The sequence below is a fragment of the Komagataeibacter sp. FNDCR2 genome, assembly GCF_021295395.1.
Taxonomy (GTDB): domain Bacteria; phylum Pseudomonadota; class Alphaproteobacteria; order Acetobacterales; family Acetobacteraceae; genus Komagataeibacter.
In genome coordinates, this window is record NZ_JAIWOU010000001.1 from 759,219 (window position 1) to 781,702 (window position 22,484).

Genomic DNA, 22,484 nt, shown 5'->3' on the forward strand with positions numbered 1-22,484 from the left:
CCGTGGAAATCACGCGGCCCCATCAACGCGCGTTCACCAGTTCCCGTATGCTGGCGCTGATGCTGTCGGGCAGCGGGACATAGCCCAATGCCAGCGCCGCGTCACCGCCGTGCTGCATGCTCCAGTCGAAAAACGCGCGTACGGCCCTGCCCTGCGCCGTCATGGCCCGATCCATGGGAACAAGCACATAGGTCGCGGCCATGATGGGCCATGCGCCCGCCCCTTCCCCATCCAGAACATCGGCCGAATGGGTGGCGTCCTGCGCCCAGCGGGCGGTGGTAACGGCAAGGCGGAAACTTTCCGGGTCCGCCGTGACCAGGTCACCATGCCGGTTGCGCAGTTCCACCATCGGCATGTGGTTGCCCGCCGCATAGGCGTATTCCAGATAGCCGATACTGCCTTCGGTATTGCGCACGGCGGCGGCCACGCCATCGTTCCCGCGCGCGCCTTCGCCCGCTGGCCATTCAATGGATGTCCCCCGCCCTTCCTCCGCCGCCCAGCGTGGGGAAACGCGCGAGAGATAGGAGGTGAACACAAAGGTCGTGCCCGACCCGTCAGCACGCCGCACCGGGGCCACCGGCATGGCGGGCAGGGTCATGTCCGGGTTTTCCGCCACAATGCGGGGGTCGTTCCACTGCGTGATGTCACCGGCGTACAGCCGCGCCAGCAGGTCGCCCGTCAGGTGCATGTGGCTGGTCTCGACACCCGGCAGGTTCACGACCAGCACGATCGCGCCCAGCACCGTGGGAAACTGGAGCAACCCGTTCTGCGCCAGTTGGGCCGCGTTCATCGGCGCGTCGGAGGCCCCGAAATCCACGGTGCGGGCCTTGACTTGATTCTGTCCCGCGCCGGAACCGATGGTCTGGTAGTTCAGGCGGATATCCGTGACATGGGATATCCCTTCCCCCCAGGCCCCGTAAATCGGCGCGCCAAAGCTGGAGCCCGCCCCGGTAATTTCGGTCGCGCCAGCCGGAAGGCTGGCGGTGCCCAACATTCCCAGCAGCCCGAGACCAACCGGCCCGCTGGCGCGCAGCACCCGATTGCCCCGGTGGCGGTCAGCCACGCAGGGTCGCATTGCAGCTTTTCTGCGCGGCGGCGAGAACGCGGTCACAGACAGCTTCAATTTCCGCATCGGTCAGGGTCCTGTCCATCGGCTGAAGGGTGATTTCAACGCCCAGTGATTTGTGCCCGGCCGGAACCTTGTCGCCTTCATAAACATCAAACAGGCTGACCGCGACAATCAGGTTACGCTCGGCGCCCCTTACCGCGCGGAGCAGCTTCTCCGCCGCCATGTCCGTGGCGACGACAAAGGCGAAATCCCGCTTCAGAGGCTGGAAGGCCGACAGCGCCGGGGGCGTCCTGCGCTTGCGCTTCGGCTCCGGCACCGCGTCCGGATACAGCGTGAACGCGCAGACCGGCACATCAATCCCGCGCTGCGCCAGCAGGGCCGGATGCAACTGCCCGAAATGCCCCAGCACCAGCTTCGGCCCCTGCCGGATCACGCCGGACCGGCCCGGATGGTAGTAAGGTGGCGCATCGGCCGTGATACTGCACCCTTCAAGCGCCGCCCCCATGACACCCAGCGCCGCCAGCGCGTCGGCCTTGGCCTGCCACAGATCGACCGGCTGCGCGGGCTGGCCGGGCAGACGGGCGGAATGACCACTGCGGATCCCGGCTGCGACCAGTTTCTGGCCATCGGCGTCAAAGGCGGGACCGACTTCAAACAGGCCCAGATCGGGATAGCCGCGCGCCACGTTGCTCCTGACCGCCGCCAGCAGGTTGACCAGCGGCGTGGGGCGCATCTGGTCCAGGTCGGCCGCGATGGGATTGAGCAGGTGCAGGTCAGCCGGAGCCTCCCCGAACGCGACGGCCTGATCCAGCGCGACGAAGGAAAAGCCCACCGTTTCCAGCAACCCGCGCGCGGCAAGCTGGCGGCGCAGGCTGGCGATACGGGCCTGCCGTGGGGTCAGCGCAGGCAGGGGCACCGCACCATGCACCGGCAGCGAGATGGCGGGCACGCTGTCCAGCCCGCGCAGGCGCAGGATTTCCTCGATCAGGTCCACTTCCGGGTCGATCGCCGCCGCCCCCTCCGCCGCCACCTGCGCGCGGGTGGGGGGCAGATCGGGCTGCTGGTCGAGCAGGAGCGGCGTTGCGATGTCATTGCGCCATGAGGGTACTCCCACCACGACATGACGGCTGTCCCGCTCACGCACCGTAAAACCAAGCCGCTCCAGCAGGTGAACGGCCTGATCCGACGCGACCGTAAGGCCGCCCAGTGTTTCCAGCCGCGCGAATTCCAGATGCGCCTGCCGCTGCCATGCGGGCTCCTGACCCGCCGAGACGACACTGCCCGCCTCACCGCCGCAGAGTTCAAGGATCATCCGCGTCGCGGCTTCCAGCGCGGCGGGCGGCAGGGCCTGGTCCACGCCACGCTCGAAACGCTGGCGGGCATCGGAATGCAGGTTATGCCGCCGCCCAGCCAGTGCGATGGCCACCGGATCGAACAGCGCGCATTCCACGAATACGTTGGTGGTCGTATCACTGACGCCGCTTTCCGCCCCGCCCATGATCCCGGCAAGCGACTGCACGCCCCGGCCATCGGCGATGACACAGTCATCCGGCGTCATGACATGCTCGCTGCCATCCAGCGCGGTGAAGGTCTCCCCCGCGCCACGGCAGATGGTCAGTTCAGAACCCATCAGCCTGTCCGCATCGAACACATGCAGCGGGCGGCCCAGATCAAAAGCGAAGAAATTGGTAATGTCCACCAGGACCGAAACCGGGCGCAGACCGATGGATTCCAGCCTGCGCTTCAGCCATTCCGGGCTTGGCCCGTTACGCACGTTACGGATGCTGCGCCCCAGAACCCACGGGCAGACCTCGGGGTAGGTGATGCGCCAGTTGATGGGGGTTTCAAACCGGCCTTCAACCGTTTCGGTCAGCCATGGCCGGAGTTCACCCAGACCCGCCGCCGCCAGATCGCGCGCGACACCGCGCACGGCCAGCGCGTCCCCACGGTTGGGCGTGATGGCGATGTCGATGACCGGATCATCCAGATCGGCGAACAGGGCATAGGACTGACCGGGCACCGTATCCTCGGGCAGTTCGGCAATGCCGTCGCTTTCCGCCCCCAGCCCAAGTTCGCGCAGGGAACACAGCATGCCGCCGCTTTCCTCCCCCCGCAGCTTACCCGCCTTGATGGTGATGCCGCTGGCGGGGATGAAGGTGCCCGGCGGCGCGAAGATCACATGCAGCCCCGTGCGTGCGTTTGGCGCGCCACAGACAACCTGCACCCGCTCGAACCCTTCGCCCGCATCGACCTGGCAGACGCGCAGGCGGTCGGCATTGGGGTGCTGGGCGGCTTCGATGATGCGGGCGGTACGGAAGGGGGCCAGCACGGCGCCCCGGTCCTCCACGCCTTCCACTTCCAGGCCGATGGTGTTCAGCGTGGCACAGATTTCTTCCAGCGTCGCCGAGGTCTCAAGGTGTTCGCGCAGCCATGACAGGGAGAACTTCATTGCTTACAGGCCTTCATGCAGCAGGGCGGGAGACAGGGGGGACGTGCCGTAGTGGCGCAGCCAGCGGACATCGCTTTCATAAAACGAGCGCAGGTCCGGGATGCCATGGCGCAGCATGGTCAGCCGCTCGACCCCCATGCCGAAGGCGAAGCCCTGCCATTCACGCGCGTCCAGCCCGCAATTGGCCAGCACGCGCGGATGAACCATGCCCGCACCCAGCACTTCCAGCCAGTCGCCCCCGGTGCCGATCTGGCCCGTCCTGCGCGACCAGCCGATGTCGATTTCCATCGACGGTTCGGTAAACGGGAAATAGGAGGCGCGGAAACGCACCGGCAGGTCCGGGATCTGGAAAAACGCCCGCAGGAAATCCGACAGGCAGCCCTTGAGGTGCCCGAGCGTGATGCCCTTCTCGATCACCAGCCCCTCACACTGATGGAACATGGGGGAATGCGTGGCGTCATGGTCGGCGCGATAGGTGCGGCCCGGCGCGATGATGCGAATCGGCGGCTCCTTGCCCAGCATGGTGCGGATCTGCACGCCCGATGTCTGGGTGCGCAGCACGCGCTCGGGCTGGCCCTCGACTTCGGCAGGCAGGTAGAACGTGTCCTGATCGGTGCGGGCGGGATGGTGCGCGGGCGTGTTCAGGGCCGAAAAATTGTGCCAGTCGCTCTCGATATCCGGACCTTCGGCAAGCTGGAAACCCATGGCGCCGAAAATGGCGGTCATTTCCTCGATGGTGCGGGTAATGGGGTGCAGCAGCCCGTCCGCCTGTGGCGCGCAGGGCAGGGTCACGTCCACGCGCTCGGCGGCAAGGCGGGCGTTGAGCGCCGCGGTTTCAAGTTCCTGACCGCGTGCTTCGACCATGCGGGAAAGCTCGTCACGCAGGCGGTTGAGCGCGCCGCCACGCTGGCGTCTCTCATCGGGTGTCATGCGCCCGAGTTCCTTGAGCAGCGCGGTCAGCCGGCCCGACTTGCCCAGCGTGCCAACGCGCACCGCGTCCCATGCACGCAGGTCGGTCGCGGCAGCGAGTGCCTGAACTGTCTGTTCCCTCAGGGTTTCGAGATCGTCACTCATAGCACCTCGCGCAGGCTCTTGCCGGGCGGGCTGGCGAAGACTGTCCACCGGCGCGACTGACCGGCGCGGGCCAGACCCGGCACATAAAACTGTGCCCGCCGCCAGCCAGAAAAGCGGCACGGGCATTGCATAAAAACAAAACGGGCCGCCCGTTCGGACGACCCGTTTCGTGGACCTGTCGCCACGCGGGCGTGGAACAGGGTTCAGGCCAGAGCGGCCTGGGCCTTCTTCACGATTTCGGCGAAGGTCGCCGCATCGTCAAAGGCAATGGCGGCGAGAACCTTGCGGTCGATCTCGATGCCAGCCTTGTCCAGACCGTTGATGAAGCGGCTGTAGGTCAGGCCATGCTCACGCACGGCGGCGTTGATGCGCTGGATCCACAGGGCGCGGAATTCACGCTTCTTGTTGCGGCGGTCACGGTAGGCATAGCGCAGCGCCTTTTCCAGGCGCTCCAGCGCAATGCGGTAATTGGTGGAGGAACGCCCCCGGAAACCCTTGGAGAGTTCGAGAACCTTCTTGTGGCGGGCGTGGCTGGTTACGCCGCGTTTCACACGTGCCATATCTCAGCTACTCCTTATGCCAGACCGTAGGGGGCCCACTGCTTTACAGTGCGGCCATCCATTTCCGTCAGCACCTGCGAACCACGGTTCGTGCGCTTCATCTTCTGCGAGCGGTTGATCAGGCCGTGGCGCTTGTTGCCGGGTCCTGCCAGCACCTTGCCGGTCGCGGTGATCTTGAACCGCTTCTTGACCGATGACTTGGTCTTCATCTTGGGCATTTTCTTCTCCTCGGTTTAACGTGTTGGCGCCCTGCCCTCCCATTATGCATGGAAAATCAGGCGCCACATTGCGGCCGGGCATGCCCTACAGGCCCGGACGCGCGAACACGCACGCTATAGACAACCCCGCAGGCGCGATCAAGCCCCTTCCCCGCCCGCATGCATTCTTTCCCGCCCGCACCGCGTACTGTAGGAGGAAAACACAAGACACATCGGGAGGACCATGATGACAAACCGCGTGGCATACATAACGGGCGGCAGCCGTGGCATCGGCGCGGGCATTGCCCGCGCGCTGGCGAAGGACGGGTATGATATCGCCATTTCCTATGTCCGCAACGCCCACGCCGCCGAGGAAACGCTGGATGCGGTCCGTGCGCTGGGCCGCCGCGCCCTTGCCATCCGCTGCGATGGCGAAGGCAACGGCAACCGCGCCGCCATACAGGAAGTCGTGCGCGAACTGGGCCGGATTGACGCATTGGTGTGCAATGCGGGGATCTATCCCTATGGCGACGTGACCGAGATGACGGACGAACAGGTTGATGGCGTGCTGGGGCTGAATGTCCGCGCCGTGATGATCGAGACCATCGAAGCCGCGCGCCACATGACGCAGGGCGGGCGGATCGTGCTGATCGGCTCAACCTTTGCCGACCGCTCGCCCTTCCCCGGCATTTCGCTTTATTCCGCGTCCAAATCGGCGCTGAACGGCTTTGCCCGCGGGGCCGCGCGCGACCTTGGCCCGCGCGGCATCACCATCAACGTGGTCCAGCCCGGCCCCATCGACACCGACATGAACCCGGCAACGGGTGCGGCGGCGGACCTGCTGCGCAGTTTCATGTGCCATAAGGAATATGGGAAAATCAGCGATGTCGCGGCTCTGGTGGCCTTCCTGGCCAGCCCGGCGGCGGGTTTCATCACCGGCGCGGCGCTGACGACCGATGGCGGTCTGGCCGCCTGACCCGCTTCCGTGCGGGCGGCGCGTATGCGCGCCCGCACACCCCCTCAGGACGCTTTTTGAACAGCCCCCGACCTCCACGCCATCCCGTTATTGGGGCGGCACAATGGGAAATGGCCGGTCGCGCCCCGCCGCCCGCTTGCGGGCACGGACCACGGCGGTATCCAGCGCGGAAAGAAACGTGGAGCGGTCCGCCCGCGTAAAACCACGCCCACCCTGCATGATCGCGCCGGTGGAACGTAGGTCCTCCATGAGGTTACGCATCGCGAGCGCCATGCCGATCGCGTCCTCATCCAGGATCCGCCCGCGCGGATCCAGCACGCAGGCCCCACGCGCCACGCAGCGCGCCGCAAGCGGAATATCGGCGGAGATGACGATGTCTGCCGCCGCCGCCCGCGTGGCAATCCAGTCATCCGCCACATCCATGCCCTGCGTCACCACGACACGCTCGATCAGCGGCGAGGACGGAAGCGCGATCATGCGGTTTGACACAACGAAAACATGCAGCCCATGACGCTGGGCCACCCGATAGGTCTCATCACGAACGGGGCAGGCATCCGCATCAATGAAAATTCGCGTCATGGCGTGCATCGCAGGGCGCGCGCCAGCAGGATACGGACCGGACCATCATAGCGGAAACACAACAGGCGAAAGGAACATGACAACATGCCCCTGTCCTATTCCGGGACCTGCGCGATTAGCAAGGGGGCGAGCATGTCGCCACCCCCCACCTGACCCTTTATGAAACATGCCCTCATGGCCTGAAATCATGCGCGCGCACCACTCCAGGCCATGAGCCGCAGGGTCAGGCGTAGAGGTCAACGCCGCTTTCGTCGGTCTGCGCGGTATCCCCACCCTGTGACGAGGAATTTGTCGAGCCACTGGTGGTTTCGGAAATGATGTCGCCGCTTGAATCCTTAACAATGGTGGTGATCGAACCGTCACTGTTGAAGACTTCACTCGTCGTCGTGCTGGAGGAGCTTGATCCCGTCGAGGATGAAGATGACGCGGACGATGAAGAGGATGAGCTGCTTGCGGAAGACGTATCAAACAGGCTGGCGAGAGAACTGCTGCCGAGGCTTGAAACAGAAGTGGACATCTGAAACTCCCTGATTAAAGTTGATCTGACAAAGTTAAAACATTGTTATGTCACGCTTCCGGTCTTTTTGTGTCAAGCGCGATTGGAATTTGTTTCATAAGTACACAAACAGCCACGGATCCAGAGAGGAATTCGACCATTTATTCAACGATTACTGTCGAATTCCAAAACCATCGTTACATTTTCATACATACGGCCCGATGCAATCCGAACGGCTTGCCGAAGGAGTCCATGCTAACCACAATTCGCAACCCTGGAGCGTAACACCTACGCGAACGCCCGGGAGATGGGCAGTCATCCGCAATGCCAGCCCTGATGGGAGCGATACCCCGGCACCAGCCTGAAACAGTTACGACATGCCAATCCGTAGCCGTTTTTCAGCCACTCTGGTCATCTGATTTTTAAAATGGGGAATTATGGCTGGGGGACCTGGATTCGAACCAGGGCTGACCGGGTCAGAGCCGGTAGTTCTACCGCTAAACTATCCCCCAGCAAGGAGAAAGCGGCGCGATGCGCTGCGGTGATCAGGCATATAGCCGCCGCCTCCGAAGCGCGCAACCCCCGATATGGCTTTTGTACAAACTTTCTCTTTTGGCTTGCGTTTTATGCAGAACACTCAACACAATAGGTAATACCTCGTCCGTCACCGGGTTTGGATGCACATGGTCCAGCAGACGCTCAGCGCGAAGACACGACAGCAGGGGTCCATGCCCCTCCTCCCCCCCGTGGCGCATCGCCGCGGCATACGCGCACCGCTTTATGCCGCCATTGACCTGGGCACCCATAACTGCCGGCTGCTCATCGCCCGCGCCGGTTCGCAGGGCCTGCGCGTGATCGACAGTTTCAGCCGCGCGGTCCGTCTTGGTGAAGGGTTGCACCGGACTGGCCAGCTGGCCGATCCGGCCATGGAACGTACCTTGACCGCCCTGCGGGCCTGTGTCGCGCGCATGGGGCTATATGACCTGCACGGCCACCGCGCCATCGCGACCGAAGCCTGCCGCCGGGCGGGAAATGGTCTCGATTTCCTCAGCCGCGTCCTGCACGAGACGGGACTGAACATCTCCATCATCTCGGCACGGGAGGAGGCGGAACTCGCACTCGCCGCCTGTACCTCACTATTGCAGGACAGCCGGGGCACGACGGGGCGCGGGCTACTGTTCGACATTGGCGGCGGCTCGACCGAGATCGCCTGGGCGCGAATCGACCGCCATGCCGGACGGCATGACCTGTCGGGTTATGTCAGCCTGCCCGTCGGCATCATGACACTGGGTGAGCGCGATGGCGCGGACATCTTTTCCGATACGGGCTATGCCGCCACCGTAGCCGAAATCAGCAGCGTCCTGCGCGGTTTTGATGATGTTCATTGCATCGCCCGTGAAATCGTGCGCCAGAACGTCATGCTGCTGGGCACCAGCGGCACGGTCACCACGCTGGCCAGCCTGGCGCTGGGTCAGGCGCGCTATGACCGCACCAGCATCGATGGCACCAGCCTGTCGGTGCCGCGCGCGCTGGGCATCATCGACAGCCTGCGCCGGACGGGCATGGACGGGCTGGTGCGCAATCCCGTCATCGGGCCGGAACGCGCGCGATACATCATGCCCGGCTGCGCCATATTCGAAGCGATCGTCACCACCTGGCCCCTGGCGGAGGTAACGGTGGCGGACCGGGGATTGCGCGACGGCCTGCTTTTACGCATGATCGGGGATCGTAAACGGCGTGGTGGCCTTTCCACCGCACCGTCTTCCCTCCCCTTATACAGCCGTATGGAGCACCGGGTCAGTTCCTGACCGCGTCCCGTCATGAAACAGCGTTCCCCCACCCGCATACCGGGCAAGGCCCGTACCAGCAGCCTGACCCCCGGAGATGGCGACACCAGCGCCGACGGGCGGGCCGTACAGGCCAACCGGACCAAGACCGTCACCGTCAGGAAGGCGCGCGGCCGCACCACCGCGCAACACCGCTGGCTGCAACGGCAGTTGAACGACCCCTACGTGCAGGCCGCGCAGAAACAGGGCTGGCGTTCACGCGCCGCCTTCAAGCTGATCGAACTTGATGACCGCTTCCATCTCATCCGCCCCGGCGCCCGTGTGGTGGATCTGGGGGCGGCCCCGGGGGGCTGGACACAGGTTGCGGTCAAGCGCGGGGCGGCGGAGGTCGCCGGTGTCGACCTGCTGCCCGTGGACCCGGTGCCCGGTGCCACCATTATCGAAGGGGATTTCAACGATCCGGCCATGCCCGACCGCCTGACCGAACTGCTGGGCGGCCGCGCGGATCTGGTCATGTCCGACATGGCGCCCAATACAACCGGACATGCCCCGACCGATCACCTGCGCATTATCGGCCTGACCGAACTGGCGCTGGATTTCGCCACGCGCATTCTCGCCCCCGGCGGGGCGTTTATCGCCAAGGTGTTCCAGGGCGGGTCGGAAAAACAGATGCTGCTGGAACTCAAAGCCCTGTTCACCCAGGTACGGCACGCCAAGCCACCGGCAAGCCGCAAGGAATCGAGTGAACTCTATGTCGTGGCGACAGGGTTCCGCGGCCGGGAAAACGGGGAAGGCTGACCCCCGCGCCCCCGGTCGCGTCCGGCACCCATCAGGCATTCGCGTGGAGATCGTCCCATAGCCATGCGGCGCCGCGCACGCCGGAGCTGTCGCCATGGCGGTTGCGCACGATGGGGGTGCGGCAGTCGGGTGTGATGATATAACGCCGCATGAGATGGGGCACGCGTTCGTACAGCGTATCAAGGTTGGACACGCCGCCGCCCAGCACAATCACGTCGGGATCCATGAAGTTGATCGCCATGGCGCATGCCCGCGCCATGCGGTCCATGTAACGGTCCAGCGCGCCGATTGCCGTAAGATCCCCGGCTTCCGCTTCCGCCTCGATATGGGCGGCGCTGAGATGGCCGGGGCCCTTCCAGTCCTGCGCCAGCGCCGAACCGCTGAGGAAACGCTCCATGCATCCCTCATTGCCGCAAAAACACTTGGGCATGGGGAATTCCTCAAGCCGGGGCCAGGGCAGCGGCGTATGCCCCCATTCCCCCGCGATGTGATTGCGCCCGATCAGCAGCTTGCGGTCAATCACGATCCCGGCGCCCATGCCGGTGCCGATGATCACGCCGAACACGCTGTGGAACCCCGCACCCGCCCCGTCGATCGCCTCGGACAGAGCGAAGCAGTTGGCGTCGTTCTCGATGCGGACCTCACGCCCCAGTGCTTCGGACATGTCACGGTTCAGGGGCTGGTTGTTCAGCCATGTGGCGTTGGCGTTCTTGATCACGCCGATATCGGGGCTGATGGAACCGGGAATCCCGATTCCGACCGTGCCCGTTCCGCCCAGTTCCTTATCCACACCCTGGATCAGGTCGCACATGGCCTGAATGGCCGCCGTATAGTTGCCGGGATTGATGATCCGCCGGCGGATCAGCTCGGCTCCATCCATGCCCAGTGCTGCGATCTCGATCTTGGTGCCGCCAAAATCTATTCCGATACGATAGGAGGCCATCCGGAGTCTTTCTTTCATCATGTTTTATCAATGGCACGTTTTCTTTTATGATCGTACCAGCATGGAACATCAAACCCTGTTGTCAGGGCATAGCTGCCCACCACGAGGAGACAAGTCCCCATGAGTGAAATCCTGCTAGACGCACGCGGGCTGACCTGTCCACTCCCCGTACTCAGGGCCAACCGCATGTTACGCGGCCTCGCGCCGGGGGAACGGCTGCGCGTCATGGCGACGGACCGGGCCTCGGTTGCGGATTTTCAGGCTTTCTGCCGCGAGACGGGCCATGCGCTGATCGCCTTCGGGGAGGAAGGCGGCACGCTCTCCTTCATCATCCGCCGCAGGCCCGAACCGCAGGCCGCGCGCCCGGCGGGCGATCCCCCCGCCCCTGATGTCAAACTGGCGTAAAACCAGTTGTCCCCTTGGCAGGATGCCCCACAAGGATGTAATGCGTCCGCCAGCTACGTTATTGCAGGAAGCACCGCGCACAGATGACCGATGACCTGACCAACCTTTCCTTCGAGGACGCACTGGCCGAGCTTGAGGCCATCGTGCGGCAGCTTGAGGTGGGCCAACTCAGGCTGGAGGACGCAATTACGTCCTATGAGCGTGGCGCGGCCCTGCGGCAGTACTGCCAGAAGAAACTGGACGAGGCGGAAGCCCGCGTCCAGGCGATTGTCCAGCGTGCCGATGGTACGCTGGAAGCAAAACCAATGGATTGATGCGCCAGATGAGCCAAACAACAGCAACCGCGTCCCAAACAGACGGTACGGATCGCATGGTCCGTCTGCGTGCATCCATGGCCGCGCGCGCCACGGCGATCGAAAACATGATCGACCGCCTTCTTCCCCGTGTCGAAGGGGGGGAAGCCCGCCTGATCGACGCCATGCGCTATGCGACGCTGGGCGGGGGCAAGCGCCTGCGCGGCTACCTGGTGGCCGAAGTCGCCAGCCTGTTCGGCGTCAGCCCCGAAGGGGCGGATCGTGTCGCGGCCTCGGTCGAGATGCTGCATGCCTATTCACTGGTGCATGACGACCTGCCCGCCATGGATGATGACGACCTGCGCCGTGGCCAGCCGTCCACCCACCGCAAGTTTGATGAAGCCACGGCCATCCTGGCGGGTGACGCGCTCCAGACGATGGCGTTCGATATCCTCGCCAACCCGCTGACGCACGCCAGCGCGGAAGTGCGCGTCAACCTGGTGCGCGCCCTGGCCGAAGCCTCGGGCGCCGCCGGCATGGTCGGTGGCCAGATGATCGACATGGAGGGCGAAGGCCGCGCCCTGTCGCTGGAGGAAGTCGCCCGCCTGCATGCGCTCAAGACCGGCTGCCTCATCCGCTATTCGGCTGAAGCCGGGGCCATCCTGGGCCAGGCGAGCGACGACGTGCGCAGGCGCATCTCCGCCTATGGCCGCGACCTTGGCGCTGCGTTCCAGATCGCCGATGACGTGCTGGACGCCACCGCCAGCGCCGAGGAACTGGGCAAGACGGCCGGCAAGGACGAAGCCGCGGGCAAGTCCACCTACGTCGCCCTGCTGGGCGTGGAAGGTGCCGCGAACGAGGCAAGGCGCGTCGCGGAACAGGCTGAATCCCATATCGACATATTTGGCCCCGAGGCTGATCGCCTGCGCGATCTGATCCGCTACGTGGTCGAGCGCAGGAACTGATTGACATGACCGACAGCAACACGCCTTCCGCGATTCCGACGCTCGGGCGCTATGCGCAGCTTGACCGCGTGCGTATGCCGCATGACCTGCGCAACCTTTCTGTGGAGCAGCTCCGGCAGCTTGCGGATGAACTGCGCTCGGAGACGATCGACGCGGTCTCCACCACCGGGGGGCACCTTGGGGCGTCGCTGGGCGTGGTTGAGCTGACCGTGGCGCTGCATGCCGTGTTCGACACCCCCGATGACCGCGTGATCTGGGATGTCGGCCACCAGGCCTATCCGCACAAGATCCTGACCGGGCGGCGCGAGCGGATCCGCACCCTGCGCCAGCCGGGCGGGCTTTCGGGCTTCACGCGCCGCAGCGAGAGCGAATACGACCCCTTCGGCGCGGCCCATTCCTCCACCTCCATTTCCGCGGGGCTCGGCATGGCCGTCGCCCACCACCTGCGCGCAGAGGAAGACCCCTCCTACCGTGAGCGCAACGTGATCGCGGTGATCGGGGACGGCTCGATCTCGGCAGGGATGGCGTACGAGGCGATGAACAACGCCTCGCATTGCGGGCCGGGCGCCGAACGCCTGATCGTGGTGCTCAACGATAACGAGATGTCCATCGCCCCGCCCGTGGGCGCGATGTCGAACTACCTGTCGCGGCTCATGTCCTCGCGCAAGTTCCTTGGCCTGCGCGAGCTTGCGGGCAAGATGGCCAAGCGCCTGCCGGGCCGGCTGGAACGCACCGCGAAGAAGGCGGATGAATACGCGCGCGGCATCATGACCGGCGGCACGCTGTTCGAGGAACTGGGCTTTTACTATGTCGGCCCCGTGAACGGGCATGACATGAACCAGCTTGTCCACATCCTGCGCAACCTGCGTGACGCGGAAGATGTCGGCCCCGTGCTGGTCCATGTGATTACCGAAAAGGGGCGTGGCTACACCCCGGCCGAATCGGCTGGCGACAAATACCACGCCGTGTCCAAATTCAACGTGGTGACGGGCGAGCAGAAAAAGGCCCCGCCCGGCCCGCCAAGCTATACCTCGGTCTTCGGGCGCGAACTGATCCGCCAGGCCGCGACGGACAACCGCATCGTCACCGTCACCGCCGCCATGCCCTCGGGCACGGGGCTGGACAAATTCGCCAAAGCCTATCCCGACCGCTTCTTCGATGTCGGCATTGCCGAGCAGCATGCCGTCACCTTCGCCGCCGGGATGGCGACGGAGGGGCTGCGCCCGTTCTGCGCCATCTACTCCACCTTCCTCCAGCGCGCCTATGACCAGGTGATGCATGACGTGGTGCTGCAGAAGCTGCCGGTGCGCTTCGCCATCGACCGCGCGGGGCTGGTGGGGGCCGATGGCGCGACCCATGCCGGGTCGTTCGACATCGCCTATCTTGGCTGCCTGCCGGGCATGACCATCATGGCGCCCAGCACGGAGCTGGAACTGCTGCACATGACCGCGACCTCCGTCGCGTTTGACGAAGGCCCGATCGCGCTGCGCTACCCGCGCGGCAACGGGCTGGGGCTTGACCTTCCGGCAGCGGGCGAGGTGCTGGAGATCGGGCGCGGGCGAATCGTGCGCGAGATGGCCCGCCAGTCAGGCCCCGAGCAGGGCGGCATCGCCATCCTCTCGCTCGGTCCACGGCTGGGGGAGGCGCTGAAGGCGGCGGACATGCTGGCCGCGCAGGGCCTGTCCCCCACGGTGGCCGACGCCCGCTTCGCCAAGCCGATCGACACCGCCCTGGTCGAGCAGCTTGCGCGCAACCACGCCGTGCTGATCACCATCGAGGAAGGGTCGGTGGGCGGCTTCGGCAGCTATGTCATGACACACCTGGCCCGGACCGGCCTGCTGGACCGCGTGCGCTTCCGCCCCATGACCCTGCCCGACCGCTTCATCGACCACAACACCCAGGCCGCACAGTACCATGAGGCCGGGCTGGATGCGCCCGCCATTGTCGCGACGGCGCTGTCCGCCCTTGGCGTGCCGCATTCGCGCCAGATGGCCTGAGCACGCTCCGTTCGGGAAAACAGGCACCGCGCATGGCAAAACGTCGCGTCGATCAGATGCTGGTGGACCGGGGGCTGGTGGAAACCCGCACCCGCGCGCAAGCGCTTATCATGGCCGGGCTGGTCCACACGCCCGACCGGCGCATCGCCAAGGCCGGTGAACAGATACCCGAGGATACGCCCCTGACCCTCAAGGGGCAGGACCATCCATGGGTGTCACGCGGCGGGATCAAGCTGGCGCACGGGCTGGAACATTTTGGCCTGTCGCCTGCGGGGCTGACCTGTCTCGATGTCGGGGCCTCCACCGGGGGCTTTACCGACGTGCTGCTGCATGAAGGCGCGGCCAGGGTCTATGCCGTCGATGTCGGCCATGGGCAGCTTGCATGGAAACTGCGCAGCAATACCGAACAGGTTGTCGTGCTGGAAAAGTGCAATGCCCGCGCACTGGACGCCACCCTCATTCCCGACCCCATACAGGCGCTGGTCTGTGACGCCAGCTTCATCGGGTTGCGTACGGTGCTGCCCGCGGGGCTGGAACTGTGCGCGCCGGGCGCGTGGGCCATTGCGCTGATCAAGCCGCAGTTCGAGGCCGGACGCGACGCCGTGGGGGCCAAGGGCGTCGTGCGCGACCCGGCAGTGCATGAATCCGTGTGCCAAATGATCCATGAATGGTGGTCGGGCCTGCCGGGCTGGAACGTGCTGGGCATCGACCCCAGCCCCATCACCGGGCCGGAAGGCAACAGGGAATTCCTGATCGCGGCGCGGAAGGAAGGCTGATCGGCGGTCGCATCCGCCATCGGGGTTGTGATACACAGGCGGGAACATGGGGAAGGACGCATCCCCTTCCCCTGAAATGACATGAAGAACATAGGCAGCACCGCGATGTCCGCAGCCCCCGCAAAACCGCCTTCCCCGCCACGCGACGGGACAGCGGCCTCGCTCCTGAATGATGAGGAACGCACGCGCATCCGCGCGAAATCCGCGCAGTTCGCCCCGCCCACCGCCGCCCTGTCCGATGGTCGGCGCGACCTTGTGGGCCTGTCGCGTGAGGAACTGACGGACATCATGGTGGAGATTGGTGAAAAACCATTCCGCACCAAGCAGTTGTGGCACTGGATCTACCATCAGGGCGCGACCGATTTCTCGCGCATGAGTTCCATCGCCCGCCCGTTGCAGGAAAAGCTGGCCGAACATTTTGTCGTCGGGCGCCCCGGCGTGGTGACGGAGCAGACATCGCAGGACGCGACGCGCAAGTTCCTGTTCCGCTTCCGCGACGGGCAGGAAGCCGAGACCGTGTACATCCCCGACCGGCAGGAAGACCGGGGGGCGGTGTGCATATCCTCGCAGGTGGGCTGCACGCTGTCGTGCACCTTCTGCCACACGGGCACGCAGGCGCTGGTGCGCAACCTGGGTGCCGCCGAGATCGTGGGGCAGTTCATGGCCGCGCGCGACAGCTACGGCGAATGGCCCAGCCCGAAGGGGGAAACCCCGCGCCTGCTTTCCACCATCGTGCTGATGGGCATGGGGGAGCCGCTGTACAATTACGATAACGTGGCCAAGGCCATGCGCATCATCATGGATGGCGAAGGGATCGGGCTTTCCCGCCGGCGCATCACGCTGTCCACTTCCGGCGTGGTGCCGATGATGGACCAGTGCGGCGCGGAACTGGGCATCAACCTGGCCGTCTCCCTGCATGCCGTACGCGACGACCTGCGTGACGAAATCGTGCCGCTCAACCGCAAATACCCCATTCGTGAGGTCATCGCCGCCTGCCGCCGTTACCCCGCCGCCAGCAATGCGCGCCGTATCACGTTCGAATACATCATGCTGCGCGGCGTCAATGACAGCGAGGCCGACGCCCGCGAACTGGTGCGCCTGATTTCGGGCATTCCGGCCAAGGTCAACCTGATCCCGTTCAACCCGTGGCCGGGCAGCAGCTACCGCCCCTCCACCCGCGAACAGCTTGAGCGGTTCGCGAAAATCGTGATGGATGCGGGCTTCGCCTCCCCCATCCGGATGCCGCGCGGGCGCGACATTCTGGCGGCGTGCGGGCAACTGCGCACCGAAAGCCAGCGCCTGCGCCGCAATGCGCGTGAGGATGCGCCCACCGATACGGTGGAATGACGTAAAAATCCGCCCTTCACTTCTGGTCGCGCGCGCCACGGGATGCTAGGAGGGCATGCCGCCGGCTTGCTGGCGAGATATTGTCAAAAGTTCTGTCGACAGGAGAGTTCTCCCCATGGCCGCCAAGGATGTCAGGAAGGTCGTGCTCGCGTATTCGGGCGGTCTTGATACTTCCGTGATTCTGCGCTGGTTGCAGACCACCTATAACTGCGAGGTCGTGACCTTTACGGCTGACCTTGGCCAGGGCGAGGAACTGGAACCCGCCCGCCGCAAGGCCGAAATGTTTGGCGTGAAGGAAATCTTTGTCGAGGACCTGCGCGAGACCTTCGTCAAGGACTTCGTCTTCCCCATGTTCCGCGCCAACGCGCTGTATGAGGGGCAGTACCTGCTGGGCACATCCATCGCCCGCCCGCTGATCGCCCAGCGCCAGATCGAGATTGCCGAACAGGTCGGCGCCGATGCCGTGGCCCATGGCGCCACCGGCAAGGGCAATGACCAGGTCCGTTTCGAGCTGGCCTATTACGCGCTCAAGCCCGACATCACCGTCATCGCGCCGTGGCGGGAATGGGATCTGACATCGCGCACGCGCCTGCTGGCCTTTGCCGAGGAACACCAGATCCCCATCGCCAAGGACAAGCGCGGCGAGGCGCCATTCTCGGTCGATGCGAACCTGCTGCATTCCTCCTCCGAGGGGAAGCTGCTGGAAGACCCGGCGGTCGGCCCGGACGAGATCGTGTTCCAGCGCACCATCTCCCCCGAGGCGGCGCCGGACAAGGCCACCGAAATCACCATCGATTTCGTATCCGGCGACCCGGTGGCGCTCAATGGTCAGGCGCTGTCACCCGCCACGCTGCTGGCCCGCCTGAACGACCTGGGGCGCGACAACGGCATCGGTCGCCTCGACCTGGTGGAAAACCGCTTCGTGGGCATGAAGTCGCGCGGCATCTACGAAACGCCGGGCGGCACGATCCTGCTGACCGCGCACCGCAGCATCGAGAGCATCACACTCGACCGCGAGGCCATGCACCTCAAGGACAGCCTGATGCCGCGCTATGCCGAGATCATCTATAACGGCCTGTGGTTCTCCCCCGAGCGGCGGATGCTCCAGGCGCTCATCGACCAGAGCCAGCATTCGGTCTCGGGCCGGGTGCGGCTCAAGCTGTACAAGGGCAATGTCATCTGCGTGGGTCGTGAAAGCCCCAACAGCCTGTATGATACCCGTGTCGTCACGTTCGAAGATGATGAAGGTGCTTACAACCAGGCCGATGCACAGGGCTTCATCCGTCTCAATGCGCTGCGTCTGCGACTGGGTGCGAAGATCGGCCGCCGTGGCGGCGCGCTCTGACCCTGCGTTCCTTCTTCCATCTTCCCCAACTTCTGGCCGAGGTGTCATGAAACGTTTTTCGCGTGTCATTCCCCTTCTTCTCGCTGCCTCCGTAGCCGTGCCACTGGCGGCATGCGGCGGCGCGAAACAGGATGAACAGCCGGATCTGACCCCCGCGCAGTTCATGGACAATGTGCGCAAGCAGCCCGGCGTGAAGACCCTGCCGGACGGGCTGGCGTACAAGGTCCTGAAATCCGGTCCGAAAGATGCGGCGCAGCCGACCGTTAACGACAGTGTCATGGTCATCTACGAAGGGCGGCTGCCTGATGGCGGCATCTTCGACAGTTCCGACCAGCACGGCCATGGCGCATATATGCAGATGCCGCTTGAAATGGTGATCAAGGGCTGGCAGGAAGCCGTACCCATGATGCATGTCGGCGATACGTGGATGCTGTATGTGCCGCCGGAACTGGGTTACGGGCATAAGTCCATGGGCATAATCCAGCCCGACAGCCCGCTTATTTTCAAGATCCAGCTTCTGGGTGTATCCCATTCCGGCCATTAGCCGTTCAAAAGCCATTCATCCCACGGGTGAATGGCTTTTTTTAATGCAGGCCATGCCCACAGGCGCATGAGCCTGTGGGGGATCAGGCCCCGTATGGGGGTTTTACGGGCGGGGTGACGGAAAGCCCGGACGCCGCGCCACAACTTATTGCCTGCCCCGACCGGCCCCATCTTGACCAGCAGGGGCAAAAAAACGGAAAACGCTTTTCATGCAACGCCTATTTTCCGGCATTCAGCCGACCGGTATCCCGCAGCTTGGCAATTATCTGGGTGCGATACGCAACTGGGTGGCCCTACAGCGCGATCATGAATGTATTTTCTGCCTGGTGGACATGCACGCCATCACCACATGGCAGGAACCCCAGGCCCTGCGCCAGCAGACACTGGCGCAGACCGCCGTCCTTCTGGCGTCGGGCATTGATGTGGAACGCCACATCCTGTTCAACCAGTCCGCCGTCAGCGCGCATGCGCGGCTGGGATGGATTTTCAACTGTGTCGCGCGCCTGGGCTGGCTGAACCGCATGACCCAGTTCAAGGACAAGGCTGGCAAGGACCGGGAGAAACATTCCGCCGGGCTGTATGTCTATCCCGACCTGATGGCGGCCGATATCCTGGCGTACAAGGCTACCGCCGTGCCGGTGGGCGACGACCAGAAGCAGCATCTTGAACTGACCAACGACATCGCCCAGAAATTCAACCACGATTACGGGACCGAATTCTTCCCGCAGGTCCAGGCCCTGATCCCGCCGCAGGGTGCGCGCGTGATGAGCCTGCGCGATGGCGGCAAGAAAATGTCCAAATCCGATCCCTCCGCCCAGAGCCGGATCGAGATGACCGACGACGCCGATGCCATCGCGCTCAAGATCAAGCGCGCCAAGAGCGATTCCGAACCCCTGCCCTCCGAGGAAGCAGGCCTTGAAAACCGGCCCGAGGCCCGCAATCTTGTCACCATCTACGCCACCCTGTCCGGTGAGAGCGTGGCGGATGTGCTGGCCCGTTTTGGGGGGCAGGGTTTCGGGCCGTTCAAGACGGCGCTGACCGAGGTGCTGGTCAATGCGATCAGCCCCATCGCATCGGAAACGGAACGCCTGCTGAAGGAACCCGGCTTCCTGTGTGACACGCTACGCGCGGGCGCGCGCCGCGCCAACGCCATAGCCGAACCCATCGTATCGGAAGCGGAAACGCTGGTGGGTTTCCTGAAATAAGCATGAAAGGCGGCGCCATGCGCCAGGAACTGCACAGCCTTCAGGTTGCGACCCATGGCCGGGGGCTGGTCTCCATAGACCGGCCGGTTCTGGGCTGGGTGCGGCAGAGCGGGATTGGAACCGGGCTGCTGACCCTGTGGTGCCGCCATACCTCCGCATCGCTTGCGGTGCAGGAAAATGCCGACCCCACGGTGCGGGAGGATATCGAACGCTATTTCGAAACCCTCGTGCCCGAGGAAAACGGCCGCTACATCCATGACGATGAAGGCCCGGACGACATGCCCGCCCACCTGCGCGCCATGCTGACCAACACGCAGCTTTCCATACCCGTGGCGGATGGTCGGCCCGTGCTGGGTACGTGGCAGGGGCTGTACCTGTTCGAACATCGCCGCCGCCCCCACCGGCGCGAGATCGTGCTGCACCTGATCGGTGCGTGATCCCGCGCCACGGCCGGGTCAGCCGCCGTTCAGGATGGCGGCATGGTGGGCGATATGATCGGCGATGAATGACTGGATGAACCAGTAGGAATGATCATATCTGGCATGCAGGCGTAGCGCCAGCTTCTGGCCCGCCTGCGCCGCCGCGTCCCTGAACAGTTCGGGGCGGAGCTGGTCGTGCAGGAACTGATCCGCCTCGCCCTGGTCGATCAGGATTTCCGTGGGGTGGGTATGGCCCGCCTGAAGCAGGCATGTCGCATCCTCACGCGCCCACGCGGCACGGTCGGAGCCCAGATAGGCACTGAACGCCTTCTCCCCCCACGGCACGGCGGCAGGGTGGCAGATGGGCGCGAATGCCGAGACGGATTTCCACGCCCGCGGGGCGCGCAGCGCATGCACCAGCGCACCATGCCCGCCCATTGAATGGCCCATTATGCCCCGCCGCGCGTCGTCAACCGCGAAGCTGGCCCGGATCAGTTCCGGCAGTTCGTGGCTGATATAGGTGCCCATGCGGTAATGCGCGCGCCACGGCTCACGCGTGGCGTCAAGGTAGAATCCCGCCCCGGTGCCCAGGTCATACGCCTCATCCTCCCCCTGCGCGCCCGCGCCACGGGGTGAGGTATCGGGGGCGACCAGCGCCAGACCATGCTCCGCCGCAAAGCGCACGGCATTGGATTTGATGAGGAACGTCTCCTCCGTGCAGGTCAGGCCGGCCAGTACGAACAGCACCGGCACCTTCTCCCCCGCCAGTGCGCGTTCGGGCAGGAACACGCCAAAGCACGCCTCCAGCCCCAGGGTGGTGGACGGGTGGCTGTAAAAGCCGACCCGCCCGCCGCAGCTTGCATGTTCCTCACGCGTGGTGATGGCTGTCGCGTTCATGTGCTCAGAACTCGACAACGGTGCGGATGCTTTCGCCCTTCGCCATCATGTCAAAACCTTCATTGATGCGCTCAAGCGGCAGCCTGTGGGTAATCAGGCTGTCGATGTCGATGCGGTTTTCCATGAACCAGTCCACGATTTTCGGCACATCGGTGCGTCCGCGCGCCCCACCGAAGGCCGATCCGATCCACCGCCGCCCGGTCACGAGCTGGAAGGGGCGCGTGCTGATTTCCTGCCCCGCGCCGGCAACCCCGATAATGGTGGAAACCCCCCAGCCACGATGGGCGCATTCCAGCGCCTGACGCATCAGCGTGGGATTGCCCACGCATTCGAAGGAATAATCCACCCCGCCGCCGGTCAGCTCCACAATATGGCCGACCAGATCGCCATCGGGGCCGAGGTCTTTGGGGTTGATGAAATCGGTCAGGCCGAATTTGCGGGCGATGGCCTCGCGCTCGGGGTTGATGTCGATGCCGATGATGCGGTCGGCCCCCACCATTTTCGCACCCTGGATGACATTCAGCCCGATACCGCCCAGACCGAACACCGCAACCGTGCTGCCCGCCTCCACCTTGGCGGTGAACAGCACCGCGCCGATTCCGGTGGTGACGCCGCAGCCGATGTAGAACACCTTGTCAAACGGGGCGTCGGGGCGGATCTTCGCCAGCGCGATTTCGGGCAGGACCGTATAATTCGCGAATGTGGAGCAGCCCATGTAGTGATGGATCGGCTGCCCCTTGAACGAGAAGCGCGACGTGCCATCGGGCATGAGCCCCTTGCCCTGCGTGCCGCGAATGGCGGTGCACAGGTTGGTCTTGCGCGACAGGCAGGATTTGCACTCCCGACATTCGGGCGTGTAGAGCGGGATCACGTGGTCGCCGGGGCGCAGGTGGCGCACGCCGGGGCCGACTTCCCTGACCACGCCCGCTCCTTCATGGCCCAGAATGGCGGGAAACAGCCCCTCCGGGTCCGCGCCGGACAGGGTGAACTTGTCGGTATGGCACAGGCCGGTGGCCTTGATTTCAACCAGAACTTCCCCTTCGCGGGGGCCTTCCAGCTGCACCGTCTCGATTTCAAGCGGTTTGCCGGCTTCAAAAGCCACGGCTGCCCTTACGTCCATAACCAGTCTTTCCTTAAATTGATCGCGGATCCATGGACCCATCCCGTTTCGTTACGATTAAGGGCATCGACGGGCATGCCGTCAATGCCATCAGTCCCTTACCCGCCCATGCGCGGGCGCGATGACGAATTTCGATGACAAATCATGCCACCCCGGGCGCGCATACCCGCAAGCCCGCGCGGATATGATATGCGACGAAAGGGTCCAGTTACGTTCACCCGTATGTTCAACCTCCTTGCCGGGA

Annotated in this window: 23 protein-coding genes and 1 tRNA gene; 14 read left to right on the forward strand and 10 right to left on the reverse strand. The window is 64.5% G+C overall.

Annotation, left to right across the window (positions count from 1 at the left end; all coding sequences use genetic code 11):
• Positions 1 to 22: 22 nt before the first annotated feature.
• From pstS to rpmI, 5 genes are all read right to left on the reverse strand, one after another.
• Positions 23 to 1,075 carry a phosphate ABC transporter substrate-binding protein PstS gene (gene pstS / locus LDL28_RS03465; RefSeq protein ID WP_233057232.1) on the reverse strand — a complete coding sequence of 351 codons (1,053 nt, stop codon included), beginning with the start codon at positions 1,073 to 1,075 and terminating at the stop codon, positions 23 to 25.
• A complete protein-coding gene (pheT, locus tag LDL28_RS03470) occupies positions 1,056 to 3,518 on the reverse strand; it encodes a phenylalanine--tRNA ligase subunit beta (protein WP_233057233.1) in 2,463 nt (820 codons plus the stop codon). The genes pstS and pheT overlap by 20 nt, the downstream gene beginning before the upstream one ends.
• Positions 3,519 to 3,521: 3 nt before the next feature.
• Positions 3,522 to 4,592 (reverse strand): phenylalanine--tRNA ligase subunit alpha, encoded by a 1,071-nt coding sequence (gene pheS, locus LDL28_RS03475; RefSeq protein WP_233057234.1) that lies wholly within the window; start codon positions 4,590 to 4,592, stop codon positions 3,522 to 3,524.
• Between the two features lie 203 nt (positions 4,593 to 4,795).
• Complete coding sequence (gene rplT / locus LDL28_RS03480; RefSeq protein WP_025813127.1) at positions 4,796 to 5,152, reverse strand: 50S ribosomal protein L20; 357 nt, start codon at positions 5,150 to 5,152, stop codon at positions 4,796 to 4,798.
• 14 nt (positions 5,153 to 5,166) lie between these two features.
• Positions 5,167 to 5,370, reverse strand: coding sequence for a 50S ribosomal protein L35 (gene rpmI, locus LDL28_RS03485; RefSeq protein WP_007400447.1), 204 nt, complete (start codon positions 5,368 to 5,370; stop codon positions 5,167 to 5,169).
• A gap of 226 nt (positions 5,371 to 5,596) precedes the next feature.
• Here rpmI and LDL28_RS03490 point away from each other — a divergent pair, with 226 nt between their 5' ends.
• Entirely contained in the window at positions 5,597 to 6,325 is a 729-nt protein-coding gene (locus tag LDL28_RS03490; protein ID WP_233059170.1) for an SDR family oxidoreductase, read from the forward strand.
• Between the two features lie 87 nt (positions 6,326 to 6,412).
• Here LDL28_RS03490 and LDL28_RS03495 read toward each other — a convergent pair whose 3' ends face one another.
• Positions 6,413 to 6,904: a YaiI/YqxD family protein gene (locus LDL28_RS03495; RefSeq protein ID WP_233057235.1), complete on the reverse strand. Its 492-nt coding sequence runs from the start codon at positions 6,902 to 6,904 to the stop codon at positions 6,413 to 6,415.
• 314 nt (positions 6,905 to 7,218) lie between these two features.
• On the opposite strand from LDL28_RS03495, the gene LDL28_RS03500 reads away from it, so the two are divergent.
• Positions 7,219 to 7,425: a hypothetical protein gene (locus LDL28_RS03500; RefSeq protein WP_233057236.1), complete on the forward strand. Its 207-nt coding sequence runs from the start codon at positions 7,219 to 7,221 to the stop codon at positions 7,423 to 7,425.
• Positions 7,426 to 7,838: 413 nt separating this feature from the next.
• Here the strand turns inward: LDL28_RS03500 and LDL28_RS03505 are convergent.
• Positions 7,839 to 7,912, reverse strand: a tRNA-Gln gene (locus LDL28_RS03505).
• 165 nt (positions 7,913 to 8,077) lie between these two features.
• Between LDL28_RS03505 and LDL28_RS03510 the strand changes: the two genes are divergently transcribed.
• Both LDL28_RS03510 and LDL28_RS03515 read left to right on the forward strand, forming a co-directional pair.
• Entirely contained in the window at positions 8,078 to 9,208 is a 1,131-nt protein-coding gene (locus LDL28_RS03510) for a Ppx/GppA phosphatase family protein (RefSeq protein WP_233057237.1), read from the forward strand.
• Between the two features lie 12 nt (positions 9,209 to 9,220).
• Positions 9,221 to 9,985 (forward strand): RlmE family RNA methyltransferase, encoded by a 765-nt coding sequence (locus tag LDL28_RS03515; protein WP_233057238.1) that lies wholly within the window; start codon positions 9,221 to 9,223, stop codon positions 9,983 to 9,985.
• A gap of 31 nt (positions 9,986 to 10,016) precedes the next feature.
• Here LDL28_RS03515 and LDL28_RS03520 read toward each other — a convergent pair whose 3' ends face one another.
• Entirely contained in the window at positions 10,017 to 10,928 is a 912-nt protein-coding gene (locus tag LDL28_RS03520) for an ROK family protein (RefSeq protein WP_233057239.1), read from the reverse strand.
• A gap of 120 nt (positions 10,929 to 11,048) precedes the next feature.
• Here LDL28_RS03520 and LDL28_RS03525 point away from each other — a divergent pair, with 120 nt between their 5' ends.
• The 10 genes from LDL28_RS03525 (at position 11,049) to LDL28_RS03570 (ending at position 20,241) form a co-directional block, all read left to right on the forward strand.
• Positions 11,049 to 11,333 carry a sulfurtransferase TusA family protein gene (locus LDL28_RS03525; protein WP_233057240.1) on the forward strand — a complete coding sequence of 95 codons (285 nt, stop codon included), beginning with the start codon at positions 11,049 to 11,051 and terminating at the stop codon, positions 11,331 to 11,333.
• Positions 11,334 to 11,416: 83 nt separating this feature from the next.
• On the forward strand, positions 11,417 to 11,647 hold the full coding sequence (locus LDL28_RS03530) for an exodeoxyribonuclease VII small subunit (RefSeq protein ID WP_102323502.1): 231 nt from the start codon (positions 11,417 to 11,419) through the stop codon (positions 11,645 to 11,647).
• 56 nt (positions 11,648 to 11,703) lie between these two features.
• Complete coding sequence (locus LDL28_RS03535) at positions 11,704 to 12,591, forward strand: polyprenyl synthetase family protein (RefSeq protein ID WP_233057241.1); 888 nt, start codon at positions 11,704 to 11,706, stop codon at positions 12,589 to 12,591.
• A gap of 5 nt (positions 12,592 to 12,596) precedes the next feature.
• Complete coding sequence (gene dxs, locus LDL28_RS03540) at positions 12,597 to 14,588, forward strand: 1-deoxy-D-xylulose-5-phosphate synthase (RefSeq protein WP_233057242.1); 1,992 nt, start codon at positions 12,597 to 12,599, stop codon at positions 14,586 to 14,588.
• 32 nt (positions 14,589 to 14,620) lie between these two features.
• Positions 14,621 to 15,364, forward strand: a complete 744-nt coding sequence (locus LDL28_RS03545; RefSeq protein WP_233057243.1) for a TlyA family RNA methyltransferase — start codon at positions 14,621 to 14,623, stop codon at positions 15,362 to 15,364.
• A 105-nt stretch (positions 15,365 to 15,469) separates the two neighbouring features.
• The gene (rlmN, locus tag LDL28_RS03550) at positions 15,470 to 16,711 is read left to right on the forward strand and encodes a 23S rRNA (adenine(2503)-C(2))-methyltransferase RlmN (protein ID WP_233059171.1); all 1,242 of its coding nucleotides are present in this window, start codon (positions 15,470 to 15,472) and stop codon (positions 16,709 to 16,711) included.
• A gap of 115 nt (positions 16,712 to 16,826) precedes the next feature.
• The gene (locus LDL28_RS03555) at positions 16,827 to 18,056 is read left to right on the forward strand and encodes an argininosuccinate synthase (protein ID WP_233057244.1); all 1,230 of its coding nucleotides are present in this window, start codon (positions 16,827 to 16,829) and stop codon (positions 18,054 to 18,056) included.
• A gap of 46 nt (positions 18,057 to 18,102) precedes the next feature.
• The gene (locus LDL28_RS03560; RefSeq protein ID WP_233057245.1) at positions 18,103 to 18,600 is read left to right on the forward strand and encodes an FKBP-type peptidyl-prolyl cis-trans isomerase; all 498 of its coding nucleotides are present in this window, start codon (positions 18,103 to 18,105) and stop codon (positions 18,598 to 18,600) included.
• Between the two features lie 208 nt (positions 18,601 to 18,808).
• Positions 18,809 to 19,804 (forward strand): tryptophan--tRNA ligase, encoded by a 996-nt coding sequence (trpS, locus tag LDL28_RS03565; protein WP_233057246.1) that lies wholly within the window; start codon positions 18,809 to 18,811, stop codon positions 19,802 to 19,804.
• A gap of 17 nt (positions 19,805 to 19,821) precedes the next feature.
• Positions 19,822 to 20,241 carry a secondary thiamine-phosphate synthase enzyme YjbQ gene (locus tag LDL28_RS03570; protein ID WP_233059172.1) on the forward strand — a complete coding sequence of 140 codons (420 nt, stop codon included), beginning with the start codon at positions 19,822 to 19,824 and terminating at the stop codon, positions 20,239 to 20,241.
• Between the two features lie 18 nt (positions 20,242 to 20,259).
• On the opposite strand, the gene fghA is transcribed toward LDL28_RS03570, so the two are convergent.
• Both fghA and LDL28_RS03580 read right to left on the reverse strand, forming a co-directional pair.
• Complete coding sequence (gene fghA, locus LDL28_RS03575) at positions 20,260 to 21,120, reverse strand: S-formylglutathione hydrolase (RefSeq protein ID WP_233057247.1); 861 nt, start codon at positions 21,118 to 21,120, stop codon at positions 20,260 to 20,262.
• Positions 21,121 to 21,124: 4 nt separating this feature from the next.
• Positions 21,125 to 22,240, reverse strand: coding sequence for an S-(hydroxymethyl)glutathione dehydrogenase/class III alcohol dehydrogenase (locus LDL28_RS03580; RefSeq protein ID WP_233057248.1), 1,116 nt, complete (start codon positions 22,238 to 22,240; stop codon positions 21,125 to 21,127).
• Positions 22,241 to 22,484 lie beyond the last annotated feature (244 nt).

What these genes read in the sequence shown, in the direction of transcription:
- pheT (WP_233057233.1), bottom strand. Translation starts at nt 3,518, where the DNA reads ATGAAGTTCTCCCTGTCATGGCTGCGCGAACACCTTGAGACCTCGGCG.
- LDL28_RS03495 (WP_233057235.1), bottom strand. Translation starts at nt 6,904, where the DNA reads ATGACGCGAATTTTCATTGATGCGGATGCCTGCCCCGTTCGTGATGAG.
- LDL28_RS03490 (WP_233059170.1), top strand. Translation starts at nt 5,597, where the DNA reads ATGACAAACCGCGTGGCATACATAACGGGCGGCAGCCGTGGCATCGGC.
- LDL28_RS03500 (WP_233057236.1), top strand. Translation starts at nt 7,219, where the DNA reads ATGATGTCGCCGCTTGAATCCTTAACAATGGTGGTGATCGAACCGTCA.
- trpS (WP_233057246.1), top strand. Translation starts at nt 18,809, where the DNA reads ATGCAACGCCTATTTTCCGGCATTCAGCCGACCGGTATCCCGCAGCTT.
- LDL28_RS03570 (WP_233059172.1), top strand. Translation starts at nt 19,822, where the DNA reads ATGCGCCAGGAACTGCACAGCCTTCAGGTTGCGACCCATGGCCGGGGG.
- rpmI (WP_007400447.1), bottom strand. Translation starts at nt 5,370, where the DNA reads ATGCCCAAGATGAAGACCAAGTCATCGGTCAAGAAGCGGTTCAAGATC.
- pheS (WP_233057234.1), bottom strand. Translation starts at nt 4,592, where the DNA reads ATGAGTGACGATCTCGAAACCCTGAGGGAACAGACAGTTCAGGCACTC.
- LDL28_RS03530 (WP_102323502.1), top strand. Translation starts at nt 11,417, where the DNA reads ATGACCGATGACCTGACCAACCTTTCCTTCGAGGACGCACTGGCCGAG.
- rplT (WP_025813127.1), bottom strand. Translation starts at nt 5,152, where the DNA reads ATGGCACGTGTGAAACGCGGCGTAACCAGCCACGCCCGCCACAAGAAG.
- fghA (WP_233057247.1), bottom strand. Translation starts at nt 21,120, where the DNA reads ATGAACGCGACAGCCATCACCACGCGTGAGGAACATGCAAGCTGCGGC.
- LDL28_RS03525 (WP_233057240.1), top strand. Translation starts at nt 11,049, where the DNA reads ATGAGTGAAATCCTGCTAGACGCACGCGGGCTGACCTGTCCACTCCCC.
- LDL28_RS03560 (WP_233057245.1), top strand. Translation starts at nt 18,103, where the DNA reads ATGAAACGTTTTTCGCGTGTCATTCCCCTTCTTCTCGCTGCCTCCGTA.
- LDL28_RS03545 (WP_233057243.1), top strand. Translation starts at nt 14,621, where the DNA reads ATGGCAAAACGTCGCGTCGATCAGATGCTGGTGGACCGGGGGCTGGTG.
- LDL28_RS03580 (WP_233057248.1), bottom strand. Translation starts at nt 22,240, where the DNA reads ATGGACGTAAGGGCAGCCGTGGCTTTTGAAGCCGGCAAACCGCTTGAA.
- pstS (WP_233057232.1), bottom strand. Translation starts at nt 1,075, where the DNA reads ATGCGACCCTGCGTGGCTGACCGCCACCGGGGCAATCGGGTGCTGCGC.
- LDL28_RS03520 (WP_233057239.1), bottom strand. Translation starts at nt 10,928, where the DNA reads ATGGCCTCCTATCGTATCGGAATAGATTTTGGCGGCACCAAGATCGAG.
- LDL28_RS03510 (WP_233057237.1), top strand. Translation starts at nt 8,078, where the DNA reads ATGCACATGGTCCAGCAGACGCTCAGCGCGAAGACACGACAGCAGGGG.
- LDL28_RS03555 (WP_233057244.1), top strand. Translation starts at nt 16,827, where the DNA reads ATGGCCGCCAAGGATGTCAGGAAGGTCGTGCTCGCGTATTCGGGCGGT.
- LDL28_RS03535 (WP_233057241.1), top strand. Translation starts at nt 11,704, where the DNA reads ATGGTCCGTCTGCGTGCATCCATGGCCGCGCGCGCCACGGCGATCGAA.
- LDL28_RS03515 (WP_233057238.1), top strand. Translation starts at nt 9,221, where the DNA reads ATGAAACAGCGTTCCCCCACCCGCATACCGGGCAAGGCCCGTACCAGC.
- dxs (WP_233057242.1), top strand. Translation starts at nt 12,597, where the DNA reads ATGACCGACAGCAACACGCCTTCCGCGATTCCGACGCTCGGGCGCTAT.
- rlmN (WP_233059171.1), top strand. Translation starts at nt 15,470, where the DNA reads ATGTCCGCAGCCCCCGCAAAACCGCCTTCCCCGCCACGCGACGGGACA.